Source organism: Mesorhizobium album (assembly GCF_033977205.1).
Classification (GTDB): Bacteria; Pseudomonadota; Alphaproteobacteria; order Rhizobiales; family Rhizobiaceae; genus Mesorhizobium; species Mesorhizobium album.
The window spans coordinates 1-19,698 of the sequence record NZ_JAVIIW010000017.1 but is presented as its reverse complement, the minus strand read 5'-3'; the positions used below and the strand labels follow the sequence as shown (position 1 = coordinate 19,698).

Sequence of the window (19,698 nt, the reverse complement as noted above, 5' to 3'; positions counted from 1 at the left end):
CGCCATCAGAATGCCGCCACGCCTGCCATGCTGAAGGCGCGGTCGCTCTCTGCGAAGGCTTGATCGTTCGACAGGTTGCCGGCCAGCGTACGCAGGCCCGTCAAGGCAATGTCGAGAGCATCGGAAGATGCCGGGTTCTCCGGATAGGCAAGGTAGATCGGGCGCTGGAACACCGGCGTATCCTCGACGCGCCTCAACTCGCCGCGCTCAATATGAGCGCTGACCGCGCTCAGCGGCAGATAGGCGGCCGCCCGTTGCGACAGCACATGCTGCAGGCCGATGAACACCAGGCCGGCCGAGATCGCCGGTTTCACCATGCCGGCAAAGGCGCGGTCGTGCTCGACGCGGAACTCCAGCCCCCAGTCCATCAGGATGTAGTTCTGCGTCCACGGCCCGGCCTGCGCCGTGTGCTGGACGAGAACCACCTGATCGACGGCCAATGTCTCATAGACGATGCCGGGGTGCGGCCTGGGCAGATAGAGGATGCAGATATCGAGCAGGCCTTCCGCTATCTGGTCGATCGCCAGATCGGGGAAGCTGCCTTCAAGCCTGAGGGCCACGTTAGGCCGCTTCGCTCGCATCCAGCCGATCCAGGGCGAGGTGATGCTGTCCCAGAGATAGGCGGGTGCGGTCAACCTCAGCAGCGTCTCGTAGCCATCGGGAACGGCGATGTCCTGGCGCGATTGCTCCCAGGTCCGGGTGATCGTGGAGGCATGCGGCAGGAACTGCCGGCCGGCCGGTGTGAGCGTGACGCCGTCGCTGTCGCGGACGAACAGCTTGCGCCCCAACTGTTCTTCCAGGCCGCGAATGCGCGCGCTGACGGTGGACTGCGCCAGGTTCAGCCGATGGGCGGCAACGGTGAAGCTGCCATGCTCCGCGACCTCGAGGAAACTGCGCAGATTCTCGGTGTCCATGGCCTTCGCTCTCGGCTTAACGCCATCGAAGATTCCGATGACCCTCATCAAAAAATATCGCTTTCCGGTCGTGGTCAACAGTGAACTAGATGGCGAAGCCCCCACGCCAGCCAAGGAATGCAGTGATGCCGAAGCATTTCAGGACGATCGACGCCGCTCGCAGAAATCTCAGCGCAATCGAAAATTCCGCTATCGACGAATTGCTCGCCGGCAGAATCGACCGGCGCGAATTCCTGCGCCACGGCAGCGTGCTCGGGCTGTCCCTGCCCTTCCTCGGCGGCATCGCTTCGGCAATCGGACTTGGCGCGCATGAAGCCCGCGCCGAAGGCAAGCCCGGCGGTACGGTGCGCGCCGGCATCGCCGTGCCCGGCGGCGCCATCGATCCGGTCACCTTCTACGACAGCGGCAGCTACCAGCTGGTCTTCCAGACCGCGGAATTCCTATGCGTGACGCTGCCCGACCTCACCCTGAAGCCGGTGCTGGCGGAGAGCTGGTCGCCCAATGCGGACGGCAGTGTCTGGACCTTCAAGCTGCGCAAGGACGTGAAATTCCACAATGGCGAGGATTTCAGGGCCGATGACGTGGTGGCGACTTTCGATCGCCTCGCCGATCCGAACGGCGCTTCCAACGCGCTGTCGGTGTTCAAGGGCCTGTTGTCGAAAGGCGGCACGCGCAAGGTCGACGACCACACCGTCGAGTTCCATCTCGACGCACCGAACGGCAGCTTCCCCTATTCGGTGTCGATCGACAACTACAACGCAGTGATCCTACCGGCGAGCTACAAGGGCGACTACGAGAAGACCTTCGAGGGCACCGGGCCGTTCCGGCTCGATAGCTACACGCCGAAGGTCGGCGCCAGCTTCGTGCGCAACCCCGACTACTGGGGCGAGAAGGCGCTGCCCGACCGGCTCGAATTCAAGTTCTACGCCGACGTGCAGCCGCGCATCCTGGCACTGCAGGCGGGCGAGGTCGACGTGCTCGACGCCATCCCGCTCGACGTCAGCCAGGTGGTGCTCGGCAATCCCGACATCACGGTGCTGCGTGTCGCCTCCACGGCGCATCGCCAGCTGCACATGCGCTGCGACATGGCGCCCTTCACCGACAAGCGCGTGCGCCAGGCGCTGGCGCTCTCCATCGACCGCTCCAAGCTGGTCGACGGTCTCTGCCGCGGCATGGCGGCGACCGGCAACGACAGCCCGTTGGCGCCGGCCTTCCCCGCCACCGACAAATCGGTGGCGCAGCGGATGCAGGACATCGCCAAGGCCAAGCAGTTGATGGAAGCCGCGGGCCTTGCCAGCGGCTTCGACATGACGCTGACGACGCTGCGCTATTCCGACATCCCGGGCTACGCGCAGCTCTTCCAGAACTTCGCCAAGGAGATCGGCGCCCGCATCTCGCTCAACATCGAGGACCAGGACAAATATTACGGCAAGGCGGTGTTCGGCCAGTCGGACTGGCTGGACAGCCCGCTCGGCATCACCGACTACGCGCATCGCAGCGTGCCGAACGTGTTCCTGAAGAGCCCGCTGGTCAGCGACGGTCCGTGGAACGCGGCGCATTTCAAGAACGCCACCTATGACGGGCTGGCGACCGGCTATCTCAAGGCGCTCGACCTCGACGCCCAGCGCAAAGCCGCTTCCGACATCCAGAAGCTGCTGCTCGACGAGACGCCGGTGATCTTCAGCTATTTCCCGGATCTGCTGGTGCCGGTGCGCAAGAATGTCAGCGGCCTGCCGCCGATCGCCGCCGGGCTGCTGCTCGACCGGGTATCGGTGGGTTGATCATGGTCGCGCGCAAGCCCCTGGCTGCCAATGACGAGAAAAGGACGACGACCATTCGCAAGCCTCATTTGCGCGGCCGCGGGCCGCATTTCCCGCTGCTCGACAACATCGTTCAGTATGAATTCGAGCCGGGCTATGTCGCCTTCACCATGCCCTCGCCCAAGCGGCTGCGCGTGCAGGTCGGGCCGATGATCGTCGCCGACACCACCAAGGCGCTGGTGTTCTACGAGAGCGACCATTTGCCGGTCTATTACTTCCCGATGAGCGACGTGCGCGAGGAGTTCTTGCTGCCGAGCAGGACGACGACGGAGGATCCGTTCAAGGGCACAGCCACGCATTATTCGCTCAACACCGGCATCACGCTGGTCGAGGATGGCGCCTGGCGCTATCTCGATCCGGTCAAGGGCTGTCCGCCGATTGCGGACTACATATCCTTCTACTGGCCGAAGATGACGCATTGGTGGGAGGAGGACGAGGAGATCTTCGTCCATGCCCGCGATCCGTTCCGGCGCGTCGACTGCCTGCCGTCGTCGCGGCGGGTGCAGGTGACCCTCGACGGCGAACAGGTGGCGGATTCACGGCGCGGCGTGTTCCTGTTCGAGACCGGCCATCCGGTGCGCCACTATCTGCCGATTTCGGACACGCGGCTCGATATGTTTACGCCCAGCCGCTACATCTCGCGCTGCCCCTACAAGGGCATCTCCAATTACTACCATGTGACGACACCCAAGAAGCGGCACGAGAACCTGGTCTGGTATTATCCCGAGCCGGTGCATGAGGCCGAGCGCATCAAGGGATTGGTGTGTTTTCATCACGAGCTGGTCGACAAGATCCTGGTCGACGGCGTGGAGATTCCAAAGGAAGCGACTGCGGCGTCCGACGGGTATTTTTGAGCGGCTCTCTCATAGTCCAAGCAGTGTGAAATACAGCCGTATCGTTCCTTCGCGCCCCCCTCTGTCCTGCCGGACATCTCCCGCACTTGGGCCCACTTGGGGGAGATTGGCGGTTTGCGCGCTCCGCTCCTCCTGCGACGTTGAAAAATAGCAAAGACCGCGATGACGGCTGATCTCACCCCTTGCGGGGGAGATGTCCGGCAGGACAGAGGGGGCGCTGTCCCGCCAGCATCAAGTTCATGCACGTCTGTCCAAATGCCGGTTGAAATATTTTTCAAACGGAAATAGAAATGTTCAACCGATGATCGCGGCGCGGCGGCGCGCCAATGAGTGGAGGAAAGCGACATGTCCCATCCGCAATTCGCAGCGGAACTCCTGCAGCGCGCTGAGAAGCAGGGGCCGATCACCATCGGTCTCGCCGGCGCCGGGCAGATGGGAACGGACATCGTCGTCCAGGTCGCGCTCATGCCGGGCATGCGCATCGGCGCCATTTCCGAGGTCAGGCCGCAGGCGGCGATCGACGCGGCACTTCTTGCAGGCCATGACCGCTCCGACATCGTACAGGCGCCCAACGCGGCCGCCATCGACCGCGCCATCGAGGCCGGCAAAATTGCGGTCACCGAGGACCTGCATGCGCTTGCCGCGGCCGGCCGCATCGACGTGATCATCGACGCCACCGGGAATCCCAACATAGGCACTTTGTTCGCGCTCGAAGTGATGAAGAACGGCAAGCACATCGTCATGCTCAATGTCGAGGCCGACATCACAATCGGGCGTTTCCTGAAGGAAGAGGCGCGCAAGGCCGGCGTGGTCTATACCGGTGCCGCCGGTGACGAGCCTGCCTGCACACTGGAGATCATCGGCTTTGCCAAAAGCCTCGGCTTCAACATCGTTGCCGCGGGCAAGGGCAAGAACAATCCGCTGAAGTTCGACGCGGTTGCGGCCGACTACGAGAAGGAGGCAGCCGAGCGCAACATGAATGCGCGCATGCTGGTCGAGTTCGTCGACGGCTCCAAGACAGCGATCGAGATGGTGGCCATCGCCAACGCCACCGGCCTGGTGCCGGATGTGCCCGGCATGCACGGCCCGACGGCGACGCTGGAGGAGCTGGCCAGCGTGCTCTGCCCGCGTGAGGACGGCGGCGTGCTGCGCCGCAAGGGCGTGGTCGACTATTCGATCGGCAAGGGCGTGGCGCCCGGCGTGTTCTGCATCATCGAGACCAGGCACCCGCGCGTGCTAGAGCGCATGATCGATCTCAAGGTCGGCAAAGGCCCCTATTTCACGATCTTCCGGCCTTACCACCTCACCAGCCTGGAAGTGCCCCTGTCGGCGGCGCGCGCCGTAGTCTACAAGCGCGCCGACATGGAGCCGCTCGACCATCCGGTGGCGGAAGCGGTGGCGGTGGCCAAGACCGATCTCGGCGCCGGACAGTCTCTCGGCATGATCGGCGAGAACGACTATCGCGGCTTCGCCATGACCTGGGAGGATGCACGCGCCAAGGGCGCGCTGCCGCTTGGGCTTGCCGAGCGCGCCAAGGTGGTGAGGCCGGTAAAGGCCGGCGACTTCCTAACCTATGAAAATTGTGTACCCGACGATTCGATGGTGATAACGCAAATCCGCCGTCGCCTCGACCAGTCGGACGGGCGGTTCGTGACCAACGCGGCTTGACCTTCCGGACCCCGCCTGATGGACGATGTCGTAATCGGGATCGACGCTTCGACGACGGCCGTGAAGGCAATCGCCTTCGCACGGGACGGCACGGAACTCTTCCAGGCGCGCGAGACATATCCGCTTTCCAATCCGGCGCCCGGCCATTTCGAGCAGGACGCCGAGCACTGGTGGACGGCGCTGCAGACGGCACTGAAACAGGTCGCCAACGCGATCGATGGCTCGCGCGTGAAAGCGATTTCGATCGCCCACCAGCGGGAGAGCTTCACGCTGATCGACGGCGCCGGCAAGCCGCTCATTCCGGCCATATTGTGGCTCGACGAACGCGCCCGCCGCCAGGTGGCACGGCTTTCACAAGAGCTTGGCCGTGAGGTGATCCGCGATTGGAGCGGCAAGCCGCCGGATCCGACGCCCGCGCTCTACGCCGTGGCCTGGCTGACGGAGCACCGACCGCAGGTGCTCACCGAGGCGGCAGCACTGGTCGACGTGCACGCCTTCTTTGTCCACCGGTTGACCGGGCGACTCGTCACCAGCACGGCAAGCGCCGATCCGCTCGGCCTGCTCGATATCGCTCACAGCACCTGGCACCCAAAGCTGGCCGAAGCGGCGGGCCTGCGAGCGGGGCAATTGCCGGACCTGGTCGCGCCCGGCGCGATCTGCGGCGAGCTTTCCGAAAGCATCGCTGCGGCGACAGGCTTTATGCCCGGCACACCGGTCGTGGCGGGTGCCGGCGACGGCCAAGCGATGGGCCTCGGCATGGGGGTCTACGGTCCCGGCAAGAGCTATCTGTCGCTGGGTTCAGGCGTCGTCAGCGGAAACTATTCCGCCACGGTTACCACCTCGGATGCGTTCCGCACGCTGGTTTCGCCGACCGGCTCCGGCTTCATGCTGGAGACAGTGCTGCGCTCCGGCATGCAGCTCGTCGACTGGATCGTGCGCACCACCGGCTCGTCTTCGGCGGCGGGGCTGGAGAAGGCTGCGAAAGATGTTGCGCCAGGCAGCGATGGCCTGCTCGTCATGCCTTATTGGGCCGGCGTCATGAGCCCTTACTGGGATGGTGCCGCGCGCGGCGCCATCATCGGCCTGTCGCTCGATCATGAGCCAAAACACCTCTTCCGCGCCGTGTTGGAAGGCATTGCGCTGGAGCAGTCGATCGCCACAGATGCGATGGAAGAGCAGACCGGCAAGGCCGGCGCGATGATCGCGGCCGGCGGCGGCACCAATTCCACGCTGCTTATGCAAATCATGGCGAGCGTGCTCGATCGGCCGCTTTTCGTCTCGCCGGTCAACGAGGCGGCGGCGCTGGGCGCGGCCATGCTGGCGGCCTCGGCCATCGGCTGGTTCGCTTCGCCCGAGGACGCAGCAAGGGCAATGGCGGCGGAACCGGCAAGACAGGTCGATCCCATCGAGGCGCTGGCGCCGACCTATCGCGCCCGCAAGGCGATCTACCGCGACCTCTATCACGCGACGCGTGATATCCACACGCGGCTGAGCGAGGCCTGACGCAGCGGCGATTTGCGTCCGGCCAGACAGATGCTAGTTTGTCGGGCGCGGCAGACGATTGCTCAATGAAGACAGCCCTTCATCATGCGACCCTCTCATGGCTTGTCGCCTTGGCGGCTTCACCCGTGCCGGCGCTTGCCGGCGACAAGCCGGCGTTCGAGCTTGCGCTCGACATCGACCAGGACGGGACGGCACGATGGACCGCGCCGTGGTGATGCAGGACGATGGCGGTCTGGCCGACCTCTATTTCTATCTGGCGACGGGAGCGGGAAAGCCCGATCCTTCGCGAAAGCCCGACTTCGTCCGGAAGGCGCTGACCGAGGACCGGATCCTCGATCTCGAAGCCAAGGGCAAGGGATCGCTGGCGATCACTTCCTGCTTCGGCTGCGGCGCCAGCAAATCGACGGAAGACACCCTCACCGTAGTCTATCGCAACAGCAAGTTCCTGGTCGGCGGGTACAGCCGCAACTGGGACTGGAACATCCAGAAATCAGACGGAACCGTCGAGACGACGATCGGTGATTGCGACATCAACTATCTCACCGGCAAGGCCACGGCTTCCAGAGACCTGGAGGACGGCAGGCCAGTCAAGGGCAGGTTCAAGCCGGTGCCGCTGAAGGACTGGTCCTACGAGAAGCGCCCCAAAATCTGCAGCTTCTGACCAGTGAATTTCAGCGATTGAGCAGCCCCTTGGCCGCGTCCTCGTCGGTGATCAGCACCGAGACCTTTGTATTGGCGAGCGCCGCCCGCATGACCGCGATCTTCTCCTGCCCGCCCGAAACCAGGATGGTGGTCGGGATGTCGGAGAGATCCTGCAGCGGATAGGCGCAGACGCGGCGGTTGACCTCATGATCCACGGTGCGGCCCTCGGCATCGATGAAGTGGCAGAGGATGTCGCCGACCGCGCCCGCCGCCTGCAATTCCTCGAGCTCGCTCGGCTTGATGAAGCCGTAATGGGCGATCGGGCTGTCATTGGAGAAGGAACCGACACTGAGCACCGCGATGTTGGCGCGCCGCGCCCGGAAGACGACGTCCTGGACGCTGCGCTGGCTCATGAAGGCGTCGCGCTGCTCCGGCCTGTCGGCATAGACCGGCACCGGCAACAGATAGCACTCGGCACCGATCTTTTCGGCGAACTCCCAGGCGCTCTCGGTCGGATTGAGCGGCTGCGCATGGGTGAGGCCGCCAAGCATCGAGACGACCGTGGTCCTGGCAATCGGCCGCCTGGGCAGCTCGTTGATGGCGAATTTCAGCGTGCGGCCCCAGCCGAGCGCAATGACGTCGCCGGGGTTGACGTTGTCGGCGAGATACGCGGCGGCGGCATGGCCGATCATCAGCGGCGCATTGCTCCTGTCGGCAGCGGACGGCACGACCACGGCCTGGCTGAGGCCAAAGCGCTGCTTCAGGCTTTCCTCGAGCTGGACGCATTCGACGACGCTGTCGCGAATGCGGAACTGGACCACGCCTTCCTCGCGCGCGGCCGACAGGATGCGATGCACCTTGATGCGGCCGATGCCGAGGATCTCGGAGATCCGCTCCTGCGTCAGGCCTTCGACATAGTAGTGCCAGGCAGCGCGAGCCTTGAGCTCGGCATCCGGGAAGCGCGAGGCCTTCTCGTTCTCGATCACCGCCATCCTTGTGCCTCCCGCATGCGCTGAACTTTCCCTATGGCAAACCGTCGGGTCGCGCAAATCGCCGCCGAACGCATCGCGGCACTTGACAATTTTCTGATGAACGTTTTAGCTGAACAAAATTGTACATTAAAGAAAAATTGTTCACAGGGAGGATGCCTGGTGAACAAGAGCGGACGGCGAGGCACGCCGGCTCGCTGACGGAGGAGACGAAGTGGCCGTGAGCAACGACACGAGCGAATTGAACGCTGGCACCGGCGCCGCGCAGGCCGTATCGGGTGCGAAGCTTTCGACGCTGTTTGCCGGAACGATGGGGCCGCTGATCGGGCTGGTGCTTTTGTGCCTGGCGCTGGCGCTGACCACCGACACCTTCCTGACGGTCCGCAACATCCTCAACGTGCTCGACCAGGTGACCGTGCTCGGCATCATGGCGATCGGCATGACGCTGGTCATCCTGATCGGCGGCATAGACCTTTCGGTCGGCTCGGTGCTGGCGCTGGCCTCGATGGTGATGGGCTACGTGGCCTACCCCGACTATCTCAATCTCGGCGTCCCGGCAGGCATCGTCGCGGCGCTCGTGGTCGCCACCCTTTGCGGCCTGGTTTCCGGCCTGCTGGTGACGGTGACCAAGCTGCCGCCCTTCATCGCGACGCTTGCCATGATGTCGGTGGCGCGCGGCCTCGCCAACATGATCACCGACGGCTCGCAGATCGTCGGCTTTCCCGACTGGTTCACCAACATGTCGATCGTTCGCCATTTCGGCTTCCTGTCGGTCACCGTCGGACTGATGATCGTGCTGGCGATCGTCTTTGCCATCTTCCTCAATTATCGCGCCACCGGCCGCAGCCTTTACGCCATCGGCGGCAGCGCCGAGGTCGCCCGTCTTTCCGGCATTCCGGTAAAGTCGCTGACCAACTGGGTCTATGCGATCTGCGGCCTGCTTGCCGGACTGGCCGGCATCGTGCTCGCCGCCAGGCTCGACTCCGTGCAGCCGAGTTCGGGCGTTGGCTACGAACTCGACACGATCGCCGCGGTGGTGATCGGCGGCGCCAGCCTTTCGGGCGGCATCGGCTCGATCGGCGGCACGGCGATCGGCGTGCTCATCATCGGCGTGCTGCGCAACGGGCTCAACCTGCTCGGCGTCTCGCCCTTCGTACAGCAGGTGGTGATCGGCGTGGTGATCGCGCTGGCGGTCGCCACCGACACCTGGCGGCGGCGCAGGCAATAGGAATTCGCCCGGGATGTCCGGGCGGAACGGATCGGTCGATCCGAGACTGGGACTGTCCGGCCGGGGGCGCCGCGATGCGCAGGCGGACAGATTGAACACCAACGGAGGAAAAACATGCTGACCAAACGTTCACTGCTGCTTGCGGCCGCGGCCATCGTCCCGCTGCTCGGCCTGTCCGATGCCGCCTCGGCCAAGGACGCCAAGAAGCTCGGGCTGGCCGTGGCCAATCTGCAGGCGGACTTCTTCAACCAGATCAAGCAGTCGGTCGAAGCCTACGCCAAGGAGAAGGGCATCGCGGTCATCACCGTCGACGCCAAGGGCGACTCGGCAACGCAGGTCAGCCAGGTGCAGGATCTCGTCACGCAGAACATCGACGCTCTGATCTACATCCCGGCAGGCGCCACCGCTGCCACCGTTCCGACCAAGACCGCGAAGGCCGCCGGCATCCCGGTGGTCAATGTCGACCGCAACGCCGACGGCGCGCCCGGCGACACCTTCATCGCCACCGACAGCGTCAACTCCGCCAAGGGCGTGTGCGACTACATCGCCAAGCAGGCCGGCGGCAAGGGCGAGATGGTGATCATCCATGGCCAGAAGGGCACCACGCCGGAAGTCGACCGCTCGAAGGGCTGCGGCGAGGCGCTGAAGGCCTATCCGGACATCAAGGTGGTCGGCGAGCTCTGGAGCGACCAGTGGCATCAGGACGAGGGCTTCAAGCTGGCGCAGGACCTGCTGCAGGCCCATCCGAACGTCTCGATCATCTTCGGCCAGGCGGATGCGCTGGCGCTGGGCGCCGCGCAGGCGGTCAAGGTCGCCAATCCCGACCACAAGGTCTGGATCGCGGGCTTCGACGGCGACGTGGCGGCGCTGAAGGCGCTGAAGGACGGCGTGTTCGACGTCACCGCGACTCAGCAGACCCAAGGTATGGGCCGGCTTTCGGTCGACGCTGCGATCAAACTGGTGGCCGGCGAGAAACTGCCTGCCGACCAACTGCAGGACGCGACGCTGACCACCAAGGACAATGTCGCCCAGTTCATCGAGAAGCATCCGTAAAGGCCAGCTAAGACCTCGAGGCGCCACGATGTCCCTTGACCCACACAATGGCGAGAGCCCGCGCAACGGGCTCTTCGTCAACGGCCTTTGCAAGAGCTACGGACCCGTGCAGGTCCTGGCCGATGCGAGCTTCGAGGTGCGGCCGGGCGAGGTCGTGGCGCTACTCGGCGAGAACGGCGCCGGCAAGTCGACCGTCTCGAACATTATCGCCGGCTCGACCAAGCCCGATGCCGGCACCATCATCTGGCGGGGGAAGCCCTATTCCCCCGCCAATCCCGCCGCGGCCATCGAGGCCGGCGTCGGCATGATCCATCAGGAACTGAAGCTGCTGCCGGACCTCTCGGTGGCGGAGAACGTCTATGTCGGACGCCTGCCGATGCGCGGCGGTCGCATCGACCGCGCAACCATGAACGCGAAGGCCTCGGCGCAGTTGAAGCGCCTCGGCCTCGATGTCTCGCCCGAGCGCAAGGTGCGCACACTGCGCGTCGCAGCGCAGCAGCAGGTGGAGATCGCCAAGGCGCTGACGCTGAACGCCGAGCTGCTGATCCTCGACGAGCCGACCGCGGCGCTCGGCGGCGAGGAGACGGAACTGCTGTTCAAGCAGATCCGCAAGCTCAAGGCAGAAGGCATGTCCTTCATCTATATCAGCCACCGCCTCGACGAGATCGCGCAGATCGCCGACCGCGTGGTGGTGATGCGCGACGGCCGCATCGTCGCCCGGCACGAGCGCGCCGACATTCCGGTGCGCACGGTCGTCGAGCAGATGGTCGGGCGCAGCGTCGAACGCATGTTCCCGAAGCTCTCGCCGCCCGGCGACAAGACGGTGCTCGAAGTCGAGAACCTGTCCTCGCCCGAGCGCACCTTCAACAACGTTTCCTTCTCGGTGAGATCGGGCGAAATCCTCGGCATCGCCGGGCTGATCGGCGCCGGGCGCACGGAGCTGGTCAGGGCGATCGCCGGCGCCGATCCGATCTCGTCCGGTGCGGTGCGCGTTGCGGGCCTACCTGTCCATCTCAGCGGGCCAGCGGCGGCGATCAAGGCCGGCGTCGTTCTGGTGCCGGAGGACCGCAAGGAACAGGGCGTGGTGCTGGAACAGACGATCGGCGAGAATCTGGCAATCGGCAATTTCGACCATGTCGCGCCGAAGGGCTGGGTCTTTCCAAAGGCAGTGCAGAGATTCGCCGAGGCCGGCATATCGAGGCTCGGCGTCAAGGGCAGGCCGAACCAGGCCGTGAGCAAGCTGTCGGGCGGCAACCAGCAGAAGGTGATCATCGCCAAATGGGTGTCGCGGCCGCCCAAGGTGTTCATCCTCGACGAGCCGACGCGCGGCATCGACGTCGGCGCGCGCGCGGCGATCTATGATGTCATCGCCGACCTCGCTCGCTCAGGCATGGCCGTGGTGGTGGTGAGCTCCGACCTCGAGGAGGTGCTGGGGCTCTCACACCGCGTGCTGGTGCTGAGCCGCGGCCGCCAGCGCGGCATGCTCGATCGCGATGAAGCAAGCAATATCGCCGTGATGGAGCTCGCCACGAGCTGAAGCCGACGAAACGAAACCCGGGGAATCGGAACAAAGCGCAGCAGGTGATACCCTCCCAAGCACCGGACCGCGCGGGGCGCCAACAGCAAGTTGGCGCCCCTGATTCCGGGAGATCCGGGGAGGAGAGGAACCAATGACGAAACTGTTCGATCTTCATGGCGACGTGGCGCTGGTGACCGGCGCCGGCAGCGGCATCGGCCAGGCGATCGCCATCGGGCTCGCGGAGGCCGGCGCCGACGTCGCCTGCTTCGGCCACAGCTCGAAAGGCGGGCTGGAAGAGACGGCCGACAAGATCAGGGCGCTCGGCCGCAAGGCGCTGGTGCTGACCGGCACGGTGACGTCCGAAGCCGACCTTACGGCGGCCGTTGAACTCACGGAAAACGAACTCGGCGCGCTGACGATTGCCGTCAACAATGCCGGGGTCGCCGGAGCCGAACCCGCCGAGACGCTGCCGATGGAAAAGTGGCAAAAGATCTACGACGTCAATGTCAGCGGCGTCTTTCTCTCGTGCCAGGCCGAGGCGCGGGTCATGCTGCCGCGCCGCAAGGGCTCGATCATCAACATCGCCTCGATGTCCGGCTCGATCGTCAATCGCGGCCTGACGCAAGCGCACTACAATTCCTCCAAGGCGGCGGTGATCCATATGTCAAAGAGCCTCGCCATGGAGTGGGCCGACCGCGGCCTGCGCGTCAATGTGGTGAGCCCCGGCTACACGCTGACGCCGATGAACAAGCGCCCAGAAGTCGCCGAGCAGATAAAGATCTTCGAGCGCGACACGCCGATGGGCCGCATGGCGACGCCGGAGGAGATGGTCGGCCCGACCGTGTTCCTGGCGAGCCGCGCCGCAAGTTTCGTCACCGGCATCGACCTCATCGTCGATGGCGGCTTCGTCTGTTGGTAGGGAGAGAAGATGCAGAAGCGTTTCGAAGGAAAGACAGCGGTCGTCACGGGCGCCAGCGGCGGCATAGGTGCTGCCATGGCCAAGCGCTTCGCGGCGGAAGGTGCGGCGGTCGTGGTCAGCGCCATCGACCCGCGCGTCGACGAGGTCGCCGCCGCGCTCAAGGCTGCCGGCGCGAAGGTCGCGTCGATGCGCATGGATGTGACCAACAAGGACGAGGTCGCGGCCCTCTACGATCTCTCCGAGAGGGAGTTCGGACGCGTCGACATCTCGGTGCAGAACGCCGGCGTCATCACCATCGCCAAGATCGAGGCGATGACAGAAGCCGAGTGGGACAAGGTGATGGCGGTGAACACCAAGGGCGTGTTCCTGTGCTGCCAGGAAGCGATTGCGCGCATGCGCAAGCACGGCGAAGGCGGACGGCTGATCAACACGGCGTCAGGCCAGGCGCGGCAGGGCTTCATCTACACGCCGCACTACGCCGCCTCGAAATTCGGCGTCGTCGGCATCACCCAGAGCCTGGCCAAGGAGGTGGCCAAGGAAAAGATCACCGTCAACGCCATCTGCCCCGGCATCATCGACACCGACATGTGGGCCTATAATGACACTGCCTGGGGCAAGCTGCTCGGCGACTACAAGCCGGGCGAGCTGATGGCGGAATGGGTGAAGAACATCCCCATGGGCCGCGCCGGCAGCGGCGAGGATGTTTCCGGCCTGGTGAGCTTCCTCGCCAGCGACGACGCGGCCTACATCACCGGACAGACCATCAACGTCGACGGCGGCCTGATCATGTCGTGAGATCCCAGGGCTGAGGCGCAGGCTGCGGGTCCAGCCTGTCGTCCGGCACCTTGCGCCGCATCGGACGATTTCGTTGCCAATCCTGCGACACAAGAAGGCTTGCCGCCATCGTTGCGCTCCTGTATCGCCACCGACTATGTTCACCGTGAGTGAAATGAATCGGCGGAAAGTTGAGGTGCGCCATGGCGAAAAAGACTTCCAATATCAAGCCTGCCAGCGTGGCCGCCAAAGGCAAGGCGTTGCCAAAGAGCGTCTCGGCTGACGGGCGAACCGTCCGAACCATACCCACGCCGCTGACGCAGGACCCGCATGCGATCCGCGACACGCGCGAGAAAGTGCTGGAGGTGGCGATCGGCCATGAGGTGCGCGCTTTCCGCAAGAAACTCGGCATCACCGTCGCCGATCTCGCGGCCGCCACCGACATTTCGCTCGGCATGCTGTCCAAGATCGAGAACGGCATCACCTCGCCTTCGCTGACCACGCTGCAGGCGCTTTCGCGGGCGCTCGGCGTGCCGGTTACCGCCTTCTTCCGCCGCTTCGAGGAGGAGCACAGCGCCGTCTTCGTCAAGGCCGGCGAAGGCGTCGATGTCGAGCGGCGCGGCACACGCGCCGGCCACCAGTACAACCTGCTCGGCCATATCGGCGCAAACACCAGCGGTGTCGTCGTCGAGCCCTATCTGATCACGCTCACCGAGGATTCGGACGTGTTCCCGACCTTCCAGCATGGGGGCATGGAGTTCCTCTACATGCTCGAGGGCGAGGTCGTTTACCGGCACGGCAGCAACCTCTATCCGATGAAGCCCGGCGACAGCCTGTTCTTCGATGCCGACGCGCCGCACGGACCGGAAGAGCTGACGCAGCTGCCCATGCGCTACCTTTCCATCATCTGCTATCCGCAGAACAGCACGAGCTGATCGGTTCGCAAGCCAAGGCAGCCGGTTTCTCAATCTCGCACTCGCCGTAGGTCCGAGCTTGCGATGCATTTCCATCGGCATTTCTGCCGGTCCGCGCGGCTGTGGTAATTTTCCTGCGGGCAAATAGTTTTATCCACAGGCAACGGCCGGACCTTGGGCCAAACGTTTGCCCGGCGCAAAACCGGCTTGACAATCTCGCAGTTCGGGCAGAATTTATGAAAAAAATTTCACTCTGTTGAAAGAGTGGACGCCCGGTCGATTCGGGATCGGACGTCGAGAAAAGGGGAAAAACCGATGTCCATCCTGCAGCAGCGCATCGAAGCGCTGTACCGTTCCGACGTGCGCGGATCCGTGCTCTTGATCGCCTGCCTATGGGCGACGATCCTTTTCGTCCTCCTGATGACCTGGGCCCACATTCCCGACGGCGGGATCAAGCTCGTTGTGGTGGTCGCGGCCGCGGCGGTGCTGATCTTCAACACCGCCGCCATCCTGGCGATGCTCAACCACTACAAGGAAGACAAGGACTTCATCTACGGCCTCGACATCAAGAACGCCGACACGTTCCGCAACCGCCAGTCCTGAAGGGAGAAACCATGTCCCGCTACATCCCGCCGGAGCAGAACAAGGCCGGTCAGATCTTCGACATCGCCGTCGTCGTGGTCACCATTTTCGTGGCGCTGTGGCTGCCCTTGAAACTCGGCCTCGCAGGTGCTGCGAAATCCATCGATGCGCTCGACACCAAGACCTGGGACGCGCTCGGCCAGAACGCGACCATGGCCGCGATCTGGGAGAAGCTCGGCTACACGCCCGAGACCGCCCACGACATCATCCAGAACCGCTTCCACTACATCATCGACTGGCCGACGCTGATCATCATGGCGATCGTGCTCGTCGCCTATTTCGTCTTCCTGTTCCGCGCCTCCGATCGCGAATATCGCGAGGTGATCAACGAAAAATTCGACGACAAGTAAGCCGGAGACACGATCATGTGGATGACAGTCTCTTACGCATGCTGGGGCATCTCGATCCTGCTCGCGCTCTGGATGCTCTACGACTGGTTCAAGGTCGATACGACCTATTCCGAGAATGTTCTCACCTCCTCGCGCGAAGGCGAGCTTGAAGCCGTCTCCGAAAAGCACCGGATCTGAGTGGAGCTTCGACAATGACCGTCGCGATAGAAACGAAAGAAACGGTAATCCACGGCGACCGGGTCTCGCTGCTGCGAGTGCTCGGTCCCGCTCACGTGTGGGCGCTGGGCGTCGGCATCGTGCTTGTCGGCGAGTTCACCGGCTGGAATTTCGCCGCCGACAAGGGCGGGGCGCTCGCCGCGCTGATCGTCTGCTGGATCGTCGGCCTGCTCTACACATCGGTCGCCATGATCGATTCCGAGGTGACCTCGACCGTTGCCGCCGCCGGCGGCCAATATGCGCAGGCCAAGCACATCGTCGGGCCGCTGATGGCCTTCAACGTCGCTCTCTTTCTTGTCTTCGCCTACACCATGCTCGAAGTGTCGGACGCGATCCTGCTCGGCGACACCATCGTCGCCAAGGCCGGCGTCGAAGGACTGACGCATAATTCCTTCATCGCCGCCACCATCGTGGTGCTGGCATGGCTGAACTATCGCGGCGTGCTGATGACGCTCAACGTCAACTTCATCATCACGGCGGTCGCCTATGTCTCGATCGTCATCCTGTTCTTCTCGGTAAGCCCGTGGACGCAAGGCGCGGTGCTGAAGCTCAATGAGCTGGTCACGCCCGGCAACGCGCTGCCCTATGGCTGGATTGGCGTAATCGCCGCCTTCCAGTTCGGCATCTGGTACTATCTCGGCATCGAAGGCACCACGCAGGCGGCCGAGGAAGTGCGCTCGCCGGCGCGCTCGCTGCCCTACGGCACGATGGCCGGCATGATCACGCTTTTGATCGCCGCCGCCATGACCTGGTATGTCTGCGCCTCGCTGATGCCCTGGGAATATCTCGGCATCACCTATTATCCGCTCTGGGACGCCGGCAAGCTGACCGGCAGCCCGCTGCTCGAGAACCTGCTCTTCATCGCGACGCTGCTTGCAGCACTTGCCTCGGCCAATGGCTGCATCAATGACGCGGCGCGCGCCTGGTTCTCGCTCGGCCGCGACCGCTACCTGCCGAGCTGGTTCTCGGCGGTGCATCCGAGGTACCGCACGCCCTATCGCTCGATCCTGTTCCTGCTGCCGATCGCGCTGGCCTTCGCCTTCATCGCCGACCTCAACCAGGCGATCACCTTCTCGATCCTTTCGGGCGTACTGCAATACACCTTCATGAGCATCAACATCATGATGTTCCGCAAGAAGTGGCCGCTGGGCTCGATCCGCCGCGGCTACACGCATCCCTTCCATCCGCTGCCGGCGATCGTGTTGTTCTGCCTGTGCGTGGTGACCTTCTTCGCCATCTTCCTCGGCTTCGGCTCGCAGCTGATCGCGATGGTCGCCTTCTACTTCCTGATCTCGCTGTGGTTCCACTTCTACCGCTACAAGTTCGTGCGCCGCGGCGACCAGTTCACCATGCCGTGGCCGAAGCCGCAGGGCTATTGAGTGGATAAAGAGCCCGCCGGCTGATGGCGGGCTCCGGCGTATCGATATGTCTGAGTTGACATCAGTCTTGCTTTCCGGAGCGATCGCACTCGCGGTCATCCTCCATCTCGCCTGGCTTGTGCGCGTAAGCCGCAACAAGGCGAGGATGGCGCTCGCCGCCGACGCGGCCAGCATCCGCGCGGCCATCCCCGATGCCACCGATGTCTCGGACGGCACGGCCGGCGTTGCCGTCTGGGCCGGCTCGTGGAACGGCGAGCGCGCGCAGGTGCGCACCATCGTCGATACGCTCGCAATCAGGAAGCTGCCGGCGCGCTGGTTGAGCGTGACGATCACCGAACCCGTCGCGGTGCCGGGCACGTTCGACATGATGATGCGGCCGGGATCGCCGACGACCTTCTCCAACTTCGATCATCTGGAGCACACGCTGCCGAAGGTAACGGCGCTCCCCGCCGAGGCGGTGCTGAGGACCGACCGCCGGGGCGTCGCCTTCCCGCAGGATGTGATTGCCGCGCATGCGGGGATTTTCGCCGAGGGACGCGCCAAAGAGTTGCTGATCACGCCGAAGGGCGTGCGCATCGTCTGGCTGCTGGCGCAGGCCGACCGGGCACGTTACGGCGTGTTCCGGCAGGCCGCCTTCGGCGACACGAGACTCGATCCCGAATTGATCGAAGTCCTGCTTGCAGCCGCATCCTCGCTTCGCCATGCCATCAACCAGCGCGAAAGGCAGGCCGCATGACCGACTCCCGCGCCCCCGCAGCCCCACCCTCGAACCCTTACCTGGTGCTGGCTTCCGCGATCGTCCTGCCGGGCAGCGGACATGTCATGCTCGGCCTACCGGCGCGCGGCCTGCAGTTCCTGTTCTTCATGGTGATCCTCGGCTGGGTGACGACCAAGGTGGCGCCGCCCGACGCCAGCTTCATCGGCCGTCACGCCGGCGGCTTCCTCATCTACGCGCTGTCGGTCCTCGACGCCTACAGGATAGCGCGTGTCCGCTACACGATATGGGCTCACAGGAACCACTCCGATAGCGATAGCGCCACAAACAGCGCGAAGATCGATTTGTAATCAAGGGAAATTTTTTTTCATTTAATTGAATTCCTGAATTTCATTCGATACATCATCAGGGAGCATAAACGTCGGAGGCTGACATGTGCGGAATCGTCGGACTTTTCCTCAAGGACAAGGCGCTGGAGCCGAAGCTCGGCGCGATGCTGTCGGAGATGCTGATCTCGCTCAGCGACCGCGGCCCGGACAGCGCCGGCATCGCCATCTATGGCGCGGCAACCGGCAACGAGGCGAAGATCACCGTACAGTCACCGAAACCCGAGCGCGATTTTCGCGGCCTCGACGCCGAGCTCGCCAAGGCGATCGGCGCGCCGGTGAGCGTCGCGGTCAAGTCGACGCACGCTGTCATCAGGACCACGCCGGACAAGGTCGACGCCGCGCGTGAAGCGCTGCAGTCGCTGCGCCCCGACATCCGCATCATGGGCGCCGGCGAGGCGATCGAGATCTATAAGGAAGTCGGCCTGCCGGCCGACGTCGTCGATCGCTTCGACGTGCGCTCGATGACCGGCACGCACGGCATCGGCCATACCCGCATGGCGACCGAGTCCGCAGTTACCACCTTGGGCGCGCATCCCTTCTCGACCGGCCCGGACCAGTGCCTGGTGCACAATGGTTCGCTCTCCAATCACAACAATGTCCGCCGCGAGCTGGTGCGCGAAGGCATGACTTTCGAGACCGAGAACGATACCGAAGTCGCGGCCGCCTATCTCTCCAACAGGATGGCGCATGGCAAGAATCTCGGCGAGGCGCTCGAAGGCACGCTCTCCGACCTCGACGGCTTCTTCACCTTCGTCGTCGGCACCAAGAACGGTTTTGGCGTGGTGCGCGACCCGATCGCCTGCAAGCCCGCCGTCATGGCCGAGACCGACCAGTATGTCGCCTTCGGCTCGGAATATCGCGCGCTCACCAAGCTGCCCGGCATAGACAATGCGAGGGTCTGGGAACCGGAGCCCGCAACCGTCTATTTCTGGGAGCATTGAGGTTCATGCCTGCAACACCCATGCCCAAGGAGCAGCGCGAGCAAGGCCACGCGAGGGTCTTCGACCTCGGCCAGCAGTCGCTGCGCGAGCTGAACCAGGCGCTGCACAATCTCGGCTCGGGCTCGAACGAGACCGCCTGGGAAGTGCTCAACCCGAAGGGCAGCCATTCCGTCGCCGTCGGCGTCGACCAGCCGGTCAGCATCGATGTGCGCGGCAGCGTCGGCTATTATTGCGCCGGCATGAATGCCGGCGGCACCATCACCGTGCAT

At 64.2% G+C, this 19,698-nt stretch carries 21 protein-coding genes and 1 pseudogene; 20 read left to right on the top strand and 2 right to left on the bottom strand.

The features are described 5' to 3' along the window. Nucleotides 1-5: 5 nt before the first annotated feature. On the bottom strand, nucleotides 6-914 hold the full coding sequence (locus RFN28_RS15775; protein WP_320288248.1) for a LysR family transcriptional regulator: 909 nt from the start codon (nucleotides 912-914) through the stop codon (nucleotides 6-8). A 125-nt stretch (nucleotides 915-1,039) separates the two neighbouring features. Here RFN28_RS15775 and RFN28_RS15770 point away from each other — a divergent pair, with 125 nt between their 5' ends. From RFN28_RS15770 to RFN28_RS15745, 6 genes are all read left to right on the top strand, one after another. Continuing rightward, entirely contained in the window at nucleotides 1,040-2,695 is a 1,656-nt protein-coding gene (locus tag RFN28_RS15770) for an ABC transporter substrate-binding protein (protein ID WP_320288247.1), read from the top strand. A 2-nt stretch (nucleotides 2,696-2,697) separates the two neighbouring features. Continuing rightward, the gene (locus RFN28_RS15765) at nucleotides 2,698-3,588 is read left to right on the top strand and encodes a DUF427 domain-containing protein (protein ID WP_320288246.1); all 891 of its coding nucleotides are present in this window, start codon (nucleotides 2,698-2,700) and stop codon (nucleotides 3,586-3,588) included. A gap of 345 nt (nucleotides 3,589-3,933) precedes the next feature. Further along, nucleotides 3,934-5,256, top strand: a complete 1,323-nt coding sequence (locus tag RFN28_RS15760) for an NAD(P)H-dependent oxidoreductase (protein WP_320288245.1) — start codon at nucleotides 3,934-3,936, stop codon at nucleotides 5,254-5,256. An 18-nt stretch (nucleotides 5,257-5,274) separates the two neighbouring features. Then, the gene (locus RFN28_RS15755; RefSeq protein ID WP_320288244.1) at nucleotides 5,275-6,759 is read left to right on the top strand and encodes a xylulokinase; all 1,485 of its coding nucleotides are present in this window, start codon (nucleotides 5,275-5,277) and stop codon (nucleotides 6,757-6,759) included. Between the two features lie 65 nt (nucleotides 6,760-6,824). Continuing rightward, on the top strand, nucleotides 6,825-6,974 hold the full coding sequence (locus tag RFN28_RS15750; RefSeq protein ID WP_320288243.1) for a hypothetical protein: 150 nt from the start codon (nucleotides 6,825-6,827) through the stop codon (nucleotides 6,972-6,974). Then, the gene (locus RFN28_RS15745; RefSeq protein WP_320288242.1) at nucleotides 6,956-7,420 is read left to right on the top strand and encodes a hypothetical protein; all 465 of its coding nucleotides are present in this window, start codon (nucleotides 6,956-6,958) and stop codon (nucleotides 7,418-7,420) included. Before RFN28_RS15750 ends, RFN28_RS15745 begins: the two co-directional genes overlap by 19 nt. Nucleotides 7,421-7,430: 10 nt before the next feature. Here the strand turns inward: RFN28_RS15745 and RFN28_RS15740 are convergent, their stop codons facing one another. Next, on the bottom strand, nucleotides 7,431-8,393 hold the full coding sequence (locus tag RFN28_RS15740; RefSeq protein ID WP_320288241.1) for a sugar-binding transcriptional regulator: 963 nt from the start codon (nucleotides 8,391-8,393) through the stop codon (nucleotides 7,431-7,433). Between the two features lie 238 nt (nucleotides 8,394-8,631). Between RFN28_RS15740 and RFN28_RS15735 the strand changes: the two genes are divergently transcribed. The 14 genes and pseudogenes from RFN28_RS15735 to RFN28_RS15670 form a co-directional block, all read left to right on the top strand. Continuing rightward, nucleotides 8,632-9,618, top strand: coding sequence for an ABC transporter permease (locus RFN28_RS15735; RefSeq protein ID WP_430678168.1), 987 nt, complete (start codon nucleotides 8,632-8,634; stop codon nucleotides 9,616-9,618). A gap of 114 nt (nucleotides 9,619-9,732) precedes the next feature. Then, nucleotides 9,733-10,671, top strand: coding sequence for a sugar ABC transporter substrate-binding protein (locus tag RFN28_RS15730; protein ID WP_320288239.1), 939 nt, complete (start codon nucleotides 9,733-9,735; stop codon nucleotides 10,669-10,671). A gap of 28 nt (nucleotides 10,672-10,699) precedes the next feature. Continuing rightward, nucleotides 10,700-12,208, top strand: a complete 1,509-nt coding sequence (locus RFN28_RS15725; protein ID WP_320288238.1) for a sugar ABC transporter ATP-binding protein — start codon at nucleotides 10,700-10,702, stop codon at nucleotides 12,206-12,208. Between the two features lie 133 nt (nucleotides 12,209-12,341). Then, nucleotides 12,342-13,109: an SDR family oxidoreductase gene (locus RFN28_RS15720; RefSeq protein ID WP_320288237.1), complete on the top strand. Its 768-nt coding sequence runs from the start codon at nucleotides 12,342-12,344 to the stop codon at nucleotides 13,107-13,109. A 9-nt stretch (nucleotides 13,110-13,118) separates the two neighbouring features. Continuing rightward, a complete protein-coding gene (locus tag RFN28_RS15715) occupies nucleotides 13,119-13,904 on the top strand; it encodes a glucose 1-dehydrogenase (RefSeq protein WP_320288236.1) in 786 nt (261 codons plus the stop codon). A gap of 182 nt (nucleotides 13,905-14,086) precedes the next feature. After that, nucleotides 14,087-14,818, top strand: coding sequence for a helix-turn-helix domain-containing protein (locus RFN28_RS15710; protein WP_320288235.1), 732 nt, complete (start codon nucleotides 14,087-14,089; stop codon nucleotides 14,816-14,818). Nucleotides 14,819-15,112: 294 nt separating this feature from the next. After that, the gene (locus RFN28_RS15705; RefSeq protein WP_320288234.1) at nucleotides 15,113-15,400 is read left to right on the top strand and encodes a hypothetical protein; all 288 of its coding nucleotides are present in this window, start codon (nucleotides 15,113-15,115) and stop codon (nucleotides 15,398-15,400) included. Between the two features lie 11 nt (nucleotides 15,401-15,411). Further along, a complete protein-coding gene (locus RFN28_RS15700) occupies nucleotides 15,412-15,789 on the top strand; it encodes a hypothetical protein (RefSeq protein WP_320288233.1) in 378 nt (125 codons plus the stop codon). Between the two features lie 15 nt (nucleotides 15,790-15,804). Further along, a complete protein-coding gene (locus tag RFN28_RS15695; RefSeq protein WP_320288232.1) occupies nucleotides 15,805-15,966 on the top strand; it encodes a hypothetical protein in 162 nt (53 codons plus the stop codon). A gap of 14 nt (nucleotides 15,967-15,980) precedes the next feature. Beyond that, nucleotides 15,981-17,384 (top strand): APC family permease, encoded by a 1,404-nt coding sequence (locus RFN28_RS15690; protein ID WP_320288231.1) that lies wholly within the window; start codon nucleotides 15,981-15,983, stop codon nucleotides 17,382-17,384. Nucleotides 17,385-17,430: 46 nt separating this feature from the next. After that, nucleotides 17,431-18,120, top strand: a complete 690-nt coding sequence (locus tag RFN28_RS15685) for a hypothetical protein (protein ID WP_320288230.1) — start codon at nucleotides 17,431-17,433, stop codon at nucleotides 18,118-18,120. After that, the gene (locus tag RFN28_RS15680; RefSeq protein WP_320288229.1) at nucleotides 18,117-18,449 is read left to right on the top strand and encodes a hypothetical protein; all 333 of its coding nucleotides are present in this window, start codon (nucleotides 18,117-18,119) and stop codon (nucleotides 18,447-18,449) included. Before RFN28_RS15685 ends, RFN28_RS15680 begins: the two co-directional genes overlap by 4 nt. Before the next feature lie 83 nt (nucleotides 18,450-18,532). Continuing rightward, nucleotides 18,533-19,429 carry a class II glutamine amidotransferase gene (locus RFN28_RS15675; RefSeq protein WP_320288228.1) on the top strand — a complete coding sequence of 299 codons (897 nt, stop codon included), beginning with the start codon at nucleotides 18,533-18,535 and terminating at the stop codon, nucleotides 19,427-19,429. 5 nt (nucleotides 19,430-19,434) lie between these two features. Next, nucleotides 19,435-19,698: pseudogene (locus RFN28_RS15670) on the top strand (protein GlxC); the annotation flags it as partial.

Coding starts and splice junctions, on each gene's coding strand:
- RFN28_RS15770 (WP_320288247.1), top strand. CDS start 1,040: ATGCCGAAGCATTTCAGGACGATCGACGCCGCTCGCAGAAATCTCAGC.
- RFN28_RS15745 (WP_320288242.1), top strand. CDS start 6,956: ATGGACCGCGCCGTGGTGATGCAGGACGATGGCGGTCTGGCCGACCTC.
- RFN28_RS15775 (WP_320288248.1), bottom strand. CDS start 914: ATGGACACCGAGAATCTGCGCAGTTTCCTCGAGGTCGCGGAGCATGGC.
- RFN28_RS15720 (WP_320288237.1), top strand. CDS start 12,342: ATGACGAAACTGTTCGATCTTCATGGCGACGTGGCGCTGGTGACCGGC.
- RFN28_RS15710 (WP_320288235.1), top strand. CDS start 14,087: ATGGCGAAAAAGACTTCCAATATCAAGCCTGCCAGCGTGGCCGCCAAA.
- RFN28_RS15705 (WP_320288234.1), top strand. CDS start 15,113: ATGTCCATCCTGCAGCAGCGCATCGAAGCGCTGTACCGTTCCGACGTG.
- RFN28_RS15715 (WP_320288236.1), top strand. CDS start 13,119: ATGCAGAAGCGTTTCGAAGGAAAGACAGCGGTCGTCACGGGCGCCAGC.
- RFN28_RS15690 (WP_320288231.1), top strand. CDS start 15,981: ATGACCGTCGCGATAGAAACGAAAGAAACGGTAATCCACGGCGACCGG.
- RFN28_RS15675 (WP_320288228.1), top strand. CDS start 18,533: ATGTGCGGAATCGTCGGACTTTTCCTCAAGGACAAGGCGCTGGAGCCG.
- RFN28_RS15695 (WP_320288232.1), top strand. CDS start 15,805: ATGTGGATGACAGTCTCTTACGCATGCTGGGGCATCTCGATCCTGCTC.
- RFN28_RS15765 (WP_320288246.1), top strand. CDS start 2,698: ATGGTCGCGCGCAAGCCCCTGGCTGCCAATGACGAGAAAAGGACGACG.
- RFN28_RS15740 (WP_320288241.1), bottom strand. CDS start 8,393: ATGGCGGTGATCGAGAACGAGAAGGCCTCGCGCTTCCCGGATGCCGAG.
- RFN28_RS15750 (WP_320288243.1), top strand. CDS start 6,825: ATGAAGACAGCCCTTCATCATGCGACCCTCTCATGGCTTGTCGCCTTG.
- RFN28_RS15755 (WP_320288244.1), top strand. CDS start 5,275: ATGGACGATGTCGTAATCGGGATCGACGCTTCGACGACGGCCGTGAAG.
- RFN28_RS15680 (WP_320288229.1), top strand. CDS start 18,117: ATGACCGACTCCCGCGCCCCCGCAGCCCCACCCTCGAACCCTTACCTG.
- RFN28_RS15725 (WP_320288238.1), top strand. CDS start 10,700: ATGTCCCTTGACCCACACAATGGCGAGAGCCCGCGCAACGGGCTCTTC.
- RFN28_RS15685 (WP_320288230.1), top strand. CDS start 17,431: ATGTCTGAGTTGACATCAGTCTTGCTTTCCGGAGCGATCGCACTCGCG.
- RFN28_RS15700 (WP_320288233.1), top strand. CDS start 15,412: ATGTCCCGCTACATCCCGCCGGAGCAGAACAAGGCCGGTCAGATCTTC.
- RFN28_RS15760 (WP_320288245.1), top strand. CDS start 3,934: ATGTCCCATCCGCAATTCGCAGCGGAACTCCTGCAGCGCGCTGAGAAG.
- RFN28_RS15730 (WP_320288239.1), top strand. CDS start 9,733: ATGCTGACCAAACGTTCACTGCTGCTTGCGGCCGCGGCCATCGTCCCG.